General features: G+C 72.4%; 13 protein-coding genes and 2 tRNA genes. 12 read left to right on the top strand and 3 right to left on the bottom strand.

The genetic code is table 11. The annotated features are described in order from the left end of the window. Window positions 1-29: 29 nt before the first annotated feature. From FIP57_RS09745 to FIP57_RS09710, 9 genes are all read left to right on the top strand, one after another. A tRNA-Ile gene (locus tag FIP57_RS09745) sits at window positions 30-103 on the top strand. 29 nt (window positions 104-132) lie between these two features. After that, window positions 133-270 (top strand): DLW-39 family protein, encoded by a 138-nt coding sequence (locus tag FIP57_RS23615; RefSeq protein ID WP_203231152.1) that lies wholly within the window; start codon window positions 133-135, stop codon window positions 268-270. 30 nt (window positions 271-300) lie between these two features. Further along, window positions 301-373, top strand: a tRNA-Ala gene (locus FIP57_RS09740). A gap of 102 nt (window positions 374-475) precedes the next feature. Continuing rightward, the gene (locus tag FIP57_RS09735) at window positions 476-1,402 is read left to right on the top strand and encodes a collagen-like domain-containing protein (protein WP_148573328.1); all 927 of its coding nucleotides are present in this window, start codon (window positions 476-478) and stop codon (window positions 1,400-1,402) included. 123 nt (window positions 1,403-1,525) lie between these two features. Then, complete coding sequence (locus FIP57_RS09730) at window positions 1,526-2,788, top strand: hypothetical protein (protein ID WP_148573327.1); 1,263 nt, start codon at window positions 1,526-1,528, stop codon at window positions 2,786-2,788. A gap of 47 nt (window positions 2,789-2,835) precedes the next feature. After that, window positions 2,836-3,090: a hypothetical protein gene (locus tag FIP57_RS09725; RefSeq protein WP_148573326.1), complete on the top strand. Its 255-nt coding sequence runs from the start codon at window positions 2,836-2,838 to the stop codon at window positions 3,088-3,090. A 151-nt stretch (window positions 3,091-3,241) separates the two neighbouring features. Then, window positions 3,242-3,856: a TetR/AcrR family transcriptional regulator gene (locus FIP57_RS23200; RefSeq protein WP_162529745.1), complete on the top strand. Its 615-nt coding sequence runs from the start codon at window positions 3,242-3,244 to the stop codon at window positions 3,854-3,856. A gap of 58 nt (window positions 3,857-3,914) precedes the next feature. Beyond that, window positions 3,915-4,736: an SURF1 family protein gene (locus FIP57_RS09715; RefSeq protein ID WP_148573325.1), complete on the top strand. Its 822-nt coding sequence runs from the start codon at window positions 3,915-3,917 to the stop codon at window positions 4,734-4,736. Continuing rightward, a complete protein-coding gene (locus tag FIP57_RS09710) occupies window positions 4,733-5,176 on the top strand; it encodes a DUF3817 domain-containing protein (protein ID WP_238993378.1) in 444 nt (147 codons plus the stop codon). Before FIP57_RS09715 ends, FIP57_RS09710 begins: the two co-directional genes overlap by 4 nt. Before the next feature lie 16 nt (window positions 5,177-5,192). Here FIP57_RS09710 and FIP57_RS09705 read toward each other — a convergent pair whose 3' ends face one another. Continuing rightward, window positions 5,193-5,900, bottom strand: coding sequence for a hypothetical protein (locus FIP57_RS09705; RefSeq protein ID WP_148573324.1), 708 nt, complete (start codon window positions 5,898-5,900; stop codon window positions 5,193-5,195). 243 nt (window positions 5,901-6,143) lie between these two features. On the opposite strand from FIP57_RS09705, the gene FIP57_RS09700 reads away from it, so the two are divergent. Both FIP57_RS09700 and FIP57_RS09695 read left to right on the top strand, forming a co-directional pair. Further along, a complete protein-coding gene (locus tag FIP57_RS09700) occupies window positions 6,144-6,665 on the top strand; it encodes a peptidylprolyl isomerase (protein ID WP_148573323.1) in 522 nt (173 codons plus the stop codon). A 37-nt stretch (window positions 6,666-6,702) separates the two neighbouring features. Beyond that, window positions 6,703-7,602 carry a rhomboid family intramembrane serine protease gene (locus FIP57_RS09695; protein WP_238993377.1) on the top strand — a complete coding sequence of 300 codons (900 nt, stop codon included), beginning with the start codon at window positions 6,703-6,705 and terminating at the stop codon, window positions 7,600-7,602. Between the two features lie 548 nt (window positions 7,603-8,150). Here FIP57_RS09695 and FIP57_RS09690 read toward each other — a convergent pair. Next, a complete protein-coding gene (locus tag FIP57_RS09690) occupies window positions 8,151-8,585 on the bottom strand; it encodes a cell division protein CrgA (protein ID WP_238993376.1) in 435 nt (144 codons plus the stop codon). A gap of 131 nt (window positions 8,586-8,716) precedes the next feature. Between FIP57_RS09690 and FIP57_RS09685 the strand changes: the two genes are divergently transcribed. Continuing rightward, window positions 8,717-9,490, top strand: a complete 774-nt coding sequence (locus tag FIP57_RS09685; protein WP_162529744.1) for a DUF881 domain-containing protein — start codon at window positions 8,717-8,719, stop codon at window positions 9,488-9,490. 10 nt (window positions 9,491-9,500) lie between these two features. Here FIP57_RS09685 and pknB read toward each other — a convergent pair whose 3' ends face one another. After that, window positions 9,501-11,354, bottom strand: a complete 1,854-nt coding sequence (gene pknB, locus FIP57_RS09680; RefSeq protein WP_148573320.1) for a Stk1 family PASTA domain-containing Ser/Thr kinase — start codon at window positions 11,352-11,354, stop codon at window positions 9,501-9,503. Window positions 11,355-11,359: the final 5 nt, after the last annotated feature.

Below are 11,359 nucleotides of genomic sequence, written 5' to 3'. Positions count from 1 at the left end.
GTCAGGCCGTCGCCTGGCCATCTCCTTGCGGGCCTATAGCTCAGACGGTTAGAGCGCTTCCCTGATAAGGAAGAGGTCACAGGTTCAAGTCCTGTTAGGCCCACCCCGCGACCGCGTCCGGAGGGATCCTGCATGAAGAAGCTCGTCCTGCTGGCCCTGGCCGCCGCGGGTGCGGTGGTCGCGGCGAAGAAGGCCCAGCAGTCGCAGCACGAGCAGGCGCTGTGGGCCGAGGCCGTCGACGACGTGAAGGCACGCGACACCCGCAGCTGAACCCGCCGTGCGGCGCCCGCCGTACGCCGAGGGGCCATGGCGCAATTGGTAGCGCACCTGCTTTGCAAGCAGGGGGTTAGGGGTTCGAGTCCCCTTGGCTCCACCCGCCGTTCCCGACCATATCGGTTGGTCACTCCAACTTTCTCACGTTCCTCTCCTGCGGGCCGATGACCTGGTGTCACCCCACCAGATCGGAGCACCGCACGTGAGCACCCGCAAGAAGACGGCTGCGGCCGTCGTCCTGGCCGCGACCCTGGCCGCCACCGTGAGCGGCACGGCCGTCGCCGCCGGCAGCCCTGGCACGGTCATCGAGCGCAGCAAGATCACCGTCTGCGTCACCCCCAAGTCGACGCATCTCCGGCTCGTCCCCAACAGCACGAAGGAGTGCCCCAACGGCGGGCGGCTGATGACCTGGCAGGCGAGCGGCAAGGCCGGCGCGGCAGGGCAGAAGGGCGCCGACGGCCGTGACGGTGTGGACGGCACCGACGGCGCGAGCGCCTACGACATCGCCGTGACCTACGGGTTCGAGGGCACCGAGGCCGAGTGGCTCGAGTCCCTGAAGGGCGCCGACGGGCTCGACGGTGCGAACGGCACGGATGGTCTCGACGGCACCGATGGTCTCGACGGTGTCGATGGTGTCGACGGTCGGGACGGTGTCGACGGCCAGGACGGAGCCGCAGGCATGGACGGAGCTCCGGGACTCGACGGTGCCGAGGGTCCCGCCGGCGCGAGCGCCTACGAGGTCGCCGTCGGGAACGGCTTCGTGGGGACTGAGGCGCAGTGGCTGTCCTCGCTGAAGGGTGCCGACGGTGCAACCGGCCCCGCCGGCCCGCAGGGACCCCAGGGCGAGCCCGGCCCCGCGGGCGCCGGGATCACCGCGGGCGCGATGTACGAGCGGACCGCGGCCATGCCGTCCAGGGCCGACGGCCGCAGCACCCACACCCTCACCTGCGACCCCGGCGATGTCGTGCTCTTCCCGTACCACTCCCTCGACGGCGGCACGGCGCTGGTCGAGCGCATGGTGCCGATCGGTACCGACGGCGTCGAGTTCCAGGTCGGCGGACCGACGGCCCCGACCGAGTTCGTCGGCATCCGCTGCCTCGACGTCGACGGTGGTGTCGTCGTCCCCTGACCGGGCGCCCCGATCACGCAGACGCCGCAGGCCGCGCACCGGGACACCCGCCCGGGGCGCGGCCTGCGGCTCCTCGCCCTTGTACCCTCCGGGGGTCACGCACAGGCACCAGGAGGGCACGGCATGGGACGACCGTTGATGACGGCGCGGCTCGACCGTGCCGACGACCGCCAGATCGTGGTCGCGGTGGAGGGGCCGGGCGAGAGTGGCGGGCTCCTCGACTACACCAGCCCGGACCCGGTCTGGGACGCGCCGCCGCCGAACCTCGACTTCGTCGCGATCGCGCTGGTGCAGTACGCCGCCTCCGAGGGGTGCGACCTGCACGTCGAGGGTCCGGTCTCCTCCGAGCTCCTCGACCGGCTCCACGAGTTCCAGCTGATCTGGGCCAAGTGGCGCCCCGACAAGTTCGGGAACACCACCGTGACCGCGGCCGAGGAGGTCGGGCCACCCGAGCTGCCGCAGCGGGCCGGCGCGGTGATGGGGTTCAGCGGCGGGGTCGACGCCGGCTTCGCTCTCGCCGCACACAAGACCGGCACGATGGGCCGGCTCAACCGCGACATCGACCTCGGCGTGCTCGTCGTCGGGTGGGACCTCGCCCACGACGACCACGAGGCGATCGCCCGGGCGCGTGCGAAGGCCGAGCGCGCCCTCGCGGCGTACGACGTGGAGCTGGCGGTCGTGTCGACCAACTGGCAGCAGGAGTTCTGCAACGCCTGGCTGATGGCCTTCAACAGCGGGCTGAGCGCGATCCTGCACACCTTCTCGGGGCAGTACTCCTCGATCGTGCATGCCAACGACCGCAGCTACGACCAGGAGCTGCTGGTGCCGCCGTTCGGCAGCCAGATGGCGATCAACCACCTCCTCGGCACGCCGTGGTTCCCGGTCGTCACGACCGGCGGGACCCATGCGCGCATCGAGCGGCTGGAGTTCCTCCGCGACCACCCGGCGCTCCTCGGCGAGCTGCGGGTCTGCTACCAGGCGGACGCCGGCGGCGGGAACTGCGGCCACTGCCAGAAGTGCGTCCTCACCCAACTGGAGTGGCGCGCGGTCGGGCTCCCGACCGCCGAGGCGTTCCCCGAGCCGATGCGGATGGAGGACCTGGTCGAGGTCGTGCTCCCCCGCCCGCACGTCGTCCCTCACTTCCAGGACGTCCTCGACCGGCTTCCTGACGACGACGAGTACAAGGAGCCGCTGCGCCGGCGGCTCGAGGCGCACCGGGTGTCGAAGTCACCGCGGCTGCGCCGGCTCGTCGACCGGGTCGCCGAGCTCGAGCAGGAGGTCGCCTCGAGCCGCGAGGAGGTACGCGCGATGGAGCAGTCCCGGTCCTGGCGGGTCACCCGGCCGCTGCGTGCCGCGAGCGACAAGGTGGCCCGGCGGCGCAGGTGACCGGCGCCACGTGAATGGCCCCCTGACTACGGGGGGAAGGTGCCCCCATGACCGACGAGACCGTTGACCAGAGCGCCGTCCAGTCCGCCGACGCCGATGACCCCCGCCTCGCCGTGCTCCAGGCCGTGGTGGACCGGGTGACCTCCTGGCAGGACGGCGCCGACGAGCCGACCGTCCGCAAGGAGCTCGACGACGCGATCGCGGAGTCCGACATCGAGGTCGACGAGGCGACCCGCGAGCGGATCGTGGCCCACGTGCTGGAGGACACCTCCCACGGCGACATCCGCCACCTGCTCGCCTGACCGATCCGGACCATCCATCGCCGCACCACGGATCCGTTCGTCCGGCAGCGGTGCGCCGCACGGATCCGTGCGCGTGATCCAGGTCACACACGGGTATTCTTCCGGTGGGTGCAATCGATAGCGAAAGCACACAAAGCGGGTGGGATCGAGGGTGGCGACCGAAACCGGAGCAGAGCGCACGTGGGGCGGGACGACGTTGTCGGACCGCCGGGCGGCGCGACGCGAGAAGCTGATGACGGCGGGGCTCGACCTGCTGGGCAGCGAGCGGCCGTCCGCGGTGGCGGTCCGCGCCGTGTGCCGCCACGCGCACCTCACCGAGCGGTACTTCTACGAGTCCTTCGCCGACCGTGACGCGCTCGTCGTCGCGGTCTTCGAGCGGGTCGCGGCCGAGGCGAAGGAGCGGCTCCAGGAGGCCACCCGCGCGTTCGAGCCCGGTGAGCCGCAGGCGCGGGCGGCCGTCGAGTCGACCGTCGGGCTGATGCTCGACGACCCGCGCAAGGGCCGGGTGCTGCTCCTCGCGCCGCTGACCGAACGGGTGCTGGCGAGCCGCGGGCTCGAGCTGGCGCGGATGCTCGCCCTGATGATCCGCGAGCAGCTCTCCGACGAGGTCTCCGACCAGGACCGCGAGCTGATCGCGGTGGGGCTCCTCGGGGCTCTGACCTCGCTGTTCTCCGCCTACCTGCAAGGCGCCCTCACCGCCGGGCGCGAGGAGTTCGTCGCCCACTGCGTGCGGCTGCTGCTCACCGTCGACCGGCTCCACGAGTGAGCCACCCAGCCCGCTGACCGGCGTCTCCACGCGTGGCACGACGCCGTACGCTCGAAGCATGCCTGCCCGCCCGCCGGGGACGCTGCGACTGCTGCTGCGTCCGTCGCTCCTGCTCCTGCAGGTGCTCGGGCTCACCGCGGTCGTCGCTGCGGTCCTGCTGGGCCGCTGGCAGCTCGACGCGTGGCAGACCCACCGCGAGGATGCCGCCGCCGACCTGGTCGACGAGCCGCCGGTGCCGCTGGCGGAGGTGCTCGGCCCGGACGACCCGTTCCCCGGCACGGCGGTGAGCCGGCCGGCCGAGGTCACCGGGCGGTGGCTGACCGACGAGACGTTCCGGGTCGTCGACCGCGGGCTGGACGGCGTCGACGGCACCTGGGTGGTGACGCCGGTCGACACCGGCAGCGGCGCGCTCCCGGTCGTGCTCGGGTGGAGCGCGGACCCCGATCCGGAGGTGCAGCTGCCGGAGGGGTCGGCCGAGCTGGTCGGCTGGCTCCAGCCCGGCGAGGCCGCGGGCGCCCCCGACGAGGACCCGGAGGACGACGTGCTGACGTCGTTGCGGATCGCGTCGGTCTCCCAGCGGCTCGAGCAGGACCTCTACAGCGGCTTCGCGATCCTCGACACCCCCGCCGCGCTCCGCGGTGACCTCACCGCGGTGACCCCGGGCTCGCTGCCGGCGGCACCAACCTCGACCGGGCTCCGCAACTTCCTGTACGGCGTGGAGTGGTTCCTGTTCGGCGGCTTCGCGGCCTTCCTGTGGTGGCGGTGGACGCGGGACGAGCTGCGGGTGCTCCGGGCGCGCGCCGCGGGTGTGAACCGTGTCTCCGGTCCCGCGGAGGACGCACCGGAGCCCTCCGAGGCTGGGTTACCGTCGAGGTCGTGAGCTTGCACGACGCCCCCACCGCACCCGACCTCACCGCCGACGAGGCGCCCTCGGTCGCCAAGGTCCTCACCGCCTACCGGGTGATGGCGACGGTGGTCGGGGTGCTGCTCGTCGTGCTCTGCCTGATCGGGGTGCCGCTCGCCAACTTCGACGGCAGCGAGATGTGGGGCGTCTTCCCGAGCACGCCCACGGTGTGGCTCGACGGCACCGGCCCGCACGAGCTCGGCGAGGCGATCACGACGTACCTCGGCGTCGCCCACGGCTGGCTCTACATGCTCTTCGTGCTCGTCGCGTTCACGCTCTCCCGCCGCGCGCGGTGGGAGCTGCCGTTCACGCTGGTCACGCTGGTCTGCGGCACCGTGCCGCTGCTGTCGTTCTGGGCCGAGCGGCGCGCGACCCGTCGGGTGCGCGCGCAGCTCGCCCGGGCGGCAGCCGCCTGAGTCGGGGCTTCCTGAGTCAGGGCTTCGGCAGCTGGACCGTCTCCGCGGGGTCGTCCGGCGTGGTCGCCACCCCGGTCGAGCCCTGCGCGTCGGCCGCGACCTCCTCGGGGGTCCCGCCGGCGGCGTCCTCCGCGTTCGGGTCCGGCTCGGCCGAGACCAGCCCGGCCACCGCAGCGGCCGGGGAGCCGGCCGCGCTGGCGGCCTGCTCGCTCGCCGTGGGCCCCGCCGGCGTGGGCCGCGCGGGAGCGGTCGAGTGCCACTGCGGCTCGGAGCTGCCACCGCGGAGCCGACGGGCGACGAAGAACGCCAGCCCGCCCAGGCAGGTCACCAGCAACAACTTCTTGAACCACCCGCCGCCCTTGCGGCTGGCGGACGCGTTCTTCACCACCGCCGGGGTGTGCTCGTCGGGCAGCGCCTCGTCCAGCCTCGTCGCGACGGTCTCCGCGAGGTCGGCCAGCCGCACCCGGGCGTCGTCCACCACGGGGGCCAGCCGCTCGCGGGCGTCCTCGACCGCGGGGGCGAGCCGCTCCCGCGCCTCGACGACCTTGGGGGCGAGCCGATCGCGAGCCTCCTCGACCTTCGGTGCGAGCCGCTCGCGGGCCTCCTCGACGGCGGGGCCGATCCGCTCCTGGAGCTCCTGCGCCCGGCCCTTGGCGACCTCGGCGGCTCCCTTGGCGGCGCCGGCGGAGACCGCCAGCTTCGTCGCGGCCTTCTTCTTGCCCATGACGTCCTCTCGATCGGTCGGCGTACGTGGGTGCTGTGTGGGTGCTCGGGTGGCCCGGTGTGCGTCCCGGAGGAGCGCTGCTTCAGGCGCAAGAACTTCGGGACGGCCGGCACGAGCGGCGTACGTCGTCTCACGGCCGTCCCAACCCGACCGTTCCCGTGCCGGTTGCAAGGAAACCTGGTTGCGGGCGGCGTGACAAGATCGACCGCGACCCACCCGAACGAACCGAAAGGCAGGCCCCGCGTGGCCGACACCACCGCCCTCCTGCGCACCAACCGCGGGGACATCCGCATCACCCTCTTCCCGAACCACGCACCGACCACCGTGCGCAACTTCGTGGAGCTCGCCACCGGCAAGAAGGAGTACGTCGACCCGACGACCGGCGAGAAGAAGACCGGCCGGTTCTACGACGGGCTGACCTTCCACCGCGTGATCGACGGCTTCATGATCCAGGGCGGCGACCCGCGGGGCGACGGCCGCGGCGGCCCGGGCTACCAGTTCAAGGACGAGTTCCACCCCGAGCTCCGCTTCGACCGCCCGTACCTCCTCGCGATGGCCAACGCCGGCCCCGGCACCAACGGCTCGCAGTTCTTCATCACCGTCACCCAGACGCCGCACCTCAACATGCGCCACACGATCTTCGGCGAGGTCGCCGACGAGGAGTCGCGTGCCGTCGTCGACGCGATCGCGACCACCAAGACCGGGCCGATGGACCGCCCGGTCGACCCGGTGGTCATGGAGTCGGTGGAGATCCAGGAGGGCTGACCGTCCTTCCATCGAGGCCAAGCGCGACAGGGTGCACATGACCGAGGGACCGACCGGGGCCGAGCAGACCGTCCCCACCTGCTACCGGCACGCCGGCCGCGAGGCCCACGTGCTCTGCCAGCGGTGCGGGCGGAACATCTGCGGCGACTGCATGCGCCAGGCCTCGGTCGGTTTCCAGTGCCCCGAGTGCGTCGCCGAGGGCACCCGGTCGGTCCGCCAGCCGCGCACGCCGTACGGCGGACGGCCGGCGGCCGGCAGCCCGGTGACCCTGACGCTCATCGGGCTCAACGTCCTGGTCTTCGTGCTGGTGCTCGTCTCGGGCGGGCGCACCGGCGAGCTGATCCGGCAGCTGTGGCTGGCCCCGCGGGACCTCTGCTGGGACACCAACGCCGAGCGGACCGTCTGCCTCGAGTGGGCGCCGGGGATCGCGGACGGCGCCTACTGGCAGCTGCTGACCTCGGCGTTCACCCACGTCGAGCTGTGGCACATCGGGTTCAACGTCCTCGCGATCTACATCCTCGGGCCGCAGCTCGAGCGGCTGCTCGGCGCTTGGCGCTACCTCACGCTGTACCTCATGTCGGCGCTCGCCGGCAGCGTCACCGTCTACTGGTTGGCGCCCCCGAACTCGCTCACCCTCGGGGCCTCCGGCGCGGTCTTCGGGCTGATGGCCGCGCTGCTGATCGTCGCCGTCCGGGTCCGGGGCGACGTGCAGGGGCTGCTGACCCTCGTCGCGATCAACGTCGCGATCACCGTCCTCGGCTCCGGGTTCATCTCCTGGCAGGGCCACCTCGGCGGCTTCGTCGGCGGGCTCCTGGTCTCGCTGGCGCTGGTCTACGCACCCCGGCGCGGGCGGACCTTGTGGCAGGTGGCCGGCGTGGCCCTGGTCGCCGTGGCCCTCGTGGTCGGCGTCCTCGTCCGGACCCCCATGCTCACCTGATCCGCTGTTGAGCCGCCCTTCGTGGCGCGCGTCAGGTGTGTTGAGCCGCCCTTCGTGGCGTGCGTCGACGTGGCGTGCGGTCGACCGGCCACTCGGACGTGCAACTCACTCCCGTCGGGCCGCCTCAAGGGCAATCTCGAGGAGAGCCGCCCGTCCGAGCGGCCCCTGCGCCGGCGTGCTCGTCATTCATGCCCAACGGCACCTCGATCGGCCCGTTCACGTGCGGTTGGAACTGAATGACGCCTGGCCCTCCATAAGGGGCGGTTCAACACGAACCAGGCGCGCCACAAGGGGCGGTTCAACACGAACCAGGCACGCCACGAAGGGCGGTTCAACACCGAGGTCGGGGACGGGGAGTTGTCCACACTGGGGATAACCGCTGTGGAGAACTACATCGGTGTCATTTGCCCACAGAGCAGCCCACAGCTGTGGACTGCGCACCACCGATATGCCCCGGAACTGCGCTCCTCCAAACCTCCGAGGAGCCACCTGGTCCGGACCAGTACGGTCGGCGCGCAACGCCACGACCTAAGGCCGAGGCGCGGGCCTCACTCCCACTTCGTGGCGAAGGCGAACCCGACGGCCATGAAGCCGACGCCGACGAGCAGGTTGTAGTTCCCGAGCTCGCGGATCAGCGGGATCGAGGCGTCCTGGCTGGTCACGTAGTAGAGGACGATCCAGAACAGCCCGATGAGGAAGCTGCCGAGCATCCCGACCACGACGCCGCGGCCACGGCCGAGCGGGGTGCGGGGGTGGGAGAAGAGCAGCAGCCCGACGAACATCACGCCGAAGCCGATGAGGAAGTTCCAGTCCTCGAGCTCGAAGACCGACGTCGGGGTGCCGTCGTCGTAGACGGAGAAGACGTACCAGAGCACGTAGCCGAGGCCGCCCGCGGTCAGCAGCGCGGCCAGTGCCGTCCGCACCACGGAGACCTTCGCCACCTCGGGCATCGGCCGGGAGGCGGTGCTGCGGGGCTTGGACACGGAAGGCTCCTCGGGTCGGTCGGTCCGCCGCGACCGGCGGGTCGACGGCGTTCGTTAGCGTAGTCGGCGTGTCCCACGCCTCGCCCCCGCCACCACGGCGACGGCCCCGTCTCCGCTGGCATCCCTCGGCCGTGCTCGGCTGGGGACGCCACCGCTCACCTGCCGCGCAGACGCGCGGCTGGGGGTGGCGGCTGGTCACCCCGGCCGCGTTCGTGGCCGCCGGCGTGCTGCTGGTCACCAGCGGGGTGAACTCGGGCGGCCAGGACATCCGCGCCGAGAGGTACGGCGACCTCGCCGACCTCGCCCGTCAGGAGACGGACCGGGTGCGGGAGCTCCGCGCCGAGGTCCGTTCGCTGCGGCAGGACGTCGAGGAGCTGAGCGAGGGGGTGGACAACGGGGAGCTCGCCGAGCTGCAGCGGCAGGTGGACGAGCTCGCGGTCCCGGCCGGGCTGACCGCGGTGCAGGGGCCGGGGCTGACCGTGACCCTCGAGGACGCCCCGAAGGAGATCCGGGAGTCGGCCGGCGAGCAGGTGAGCAACGCGCTGATCCACCAGCAGGACATCCAGGCGGTCGCGAACGCGCTCTGGGCTGGCGGCGCCGAGGCGATGACCCTCCAGGGCCAGCGGGTGATCTCGACGACCGGGATCAAGTGTGTGGGCAACACGGTGCTGCTCCACGGCGTGACCTACTCACCGCCGTACGTCGTCTCCGCGATCGGCGACCCGGACCGGCTGCGGGCGGCGATCGAGCAGGACGACTACATCTCCTCCTGGCTCGAGGTGCGCGCCGCGCAGTGGCAGCTCGGCTACGAGGTCGAGGAGGAGGAGCAGGTCGAGGCTCCGGCGTTCGCCGGGTCGACCGACCTCCAGCACGCCCGCGCGGCCCGCAGCGGCCAGGACGGCTGACCCGCCCGGCTCACCCGCCCTCGGGCGGCAGCTCCTCACCGTCCGGCCCGCCGTCCGGGTCCCCGCCCGGCCCCCCGTCCGGCTCCTCGTCCGAACCGTCGGTCGGGTCGTCCGTCGGGGTGTCGGTCGGGTCCTCGGTCGGGGTCTCCGACGGGGTCGGCTCCTCGTAGCGGGAGACCACGATCGTCACCGTCGAGCCTCGCGGCGCCTGGCCCGTCGGGTCCTGGCGGAGCACCAGCCCTGGCTCCGACGGCGTGCGGTCGTCCTCCTCGACGGAGACCTCGAACCCGGCGTCGCGGAGCTGCTGGGTGGCCCGCTGCTCGGTGAGGCCGACGACGTCGGGGACGTCGACCGGCCCGGTGGAGACGACGAGCACCACGGTCGAGCCGGCCTCGACCCGCGTGCTGGCGACCGGCTGGGTCTCCAGCACGGTGCCGCGCGGTTCGTCGGAGTCCTCCTCGCGGACCTCGCTGTCGAGCCCCAGCTGGGACAGCCGCGCCTCGGCGGCCTGCTGCGACTCCCCGAGGAGGTACGGCACGATCACCATCTCGGTCCCGGCGGAGACGGTCAGGTCGACCTCCGACCCGTCCTCGACCGCGGTGTCGGGTCCGGGGTCCTGGGAGATCACCCGGCCCTGGGGCACCTCGTCGGAGTTGACCCGGTCGACCGAGCCGAGCTTGAGCCCCTCGGACTCCAGGCGCCGCTCCGCCGCGCGGATCGTCATGTTCTCCACGTCGGGGACGGTGACCTGCTGGGGCTCGTCGTTGCCGCCGAAGAGCGCGATGCCGGCCGCGATCCCGCCGCCGAGCAGCGCGAGCACGAGGACGACGACGAGCACGATCGGCCACTTCTTGCGCTTCTCCTCCTCGAACCCGTCGTCGTCGGTCGCGGAGGGGAAGAGCGAGGTGGCGCCCTCGGAGGGCGCGGTGACGACGGGCGCCGCGACGAACGTGGTCGGGGCGTCGACGGGCTGGCCGTCGAGGTACCGCTGCAGGTCGGCCCGCATCTCGGCCGCGCTCTGGTAGCGGTCCTCGACCTTCTTGGCCAGCGACTTGAGCACGATCCAGTCGAGCTCGGGAGGTACGTCGGGGTTGTGCACCGACGGCGGCTCGGGCTGCTCCCGCACGTGCTGGTAGGCGACCGAGAACGGGCTGTCGCCCACGAACGGCGGCCGGCCGACGAGCAGCTCGTAGAGCAGGCAGCCGGTGGAGTACACGTCGCTGCGGGAGTCCACGGACTCGCCGCGGGCCTGCTCGGGGGAGAGGTACTGCGCCGTGCCGACGACCGCCTGGGTCTGGGTCATCGTCGAGGTGCCGTCGGCGATCGCCCGCGCGATCCCGAAGTCCATCACCTTCACGTCGCCGGTCGGGGTGAGCATGACGTTGGCCGGCTTGATGTCGCGGTGGATGATCCCGGCGCGATGGCTGTAGTCCAGCGCGGACAGCACGCCGACGGTGATCTCGAGGGCCCGCTCGGGGAGGATCTTGCGCCCGTCGTTGAGCACCTCGCGAAGGGTCCGCCCCTCGACGTACTCCATGACGATGTAGGGCTGGACGTGGCTGCCGTCCGGCGCCATCTCCTCGCCGGTGTCGTAGACCGAGACGATGTTGGGGTGGTTGAGCCCGGCCGCGGACTGCGCCTCGCGGCGGAACCGCGCCTGGAACGTCGGGTCGGTCGCCAGGTCCGTGCGCAGCCGCTTCACCGCGACCGTGCGGCCGAGCCGGGTGTCGCGCGCCATGCGCACGTCGGCCATCCCGCCGCGGCCGAGCAGCTCGCCGAGCTCGTAGCGGCCGCCCACGCGCTGGCCACGCGGCTGGCCACCGGGCTGGCCACCCGGCTGGCCGCCGTACGGTCCCTGACTCATCTCCT

Origin of the sequence: Nocardioides caldifontis, assembly GCF_008087345.1 — a bacterium.
In the GTDB taxonomy this organism is placed as follows: domain Bacteria; phylum Actinomycetota; class Actinomycetes; order Propionibacteriales; family Nocardioidaceae; genus Marmoricola_A; species Marmoricola_A caldifontis.
Note: the sequence above shows the minus strand (reverse complement) of the source record. Positions and strands in the feature narration are given on the sequence as shown.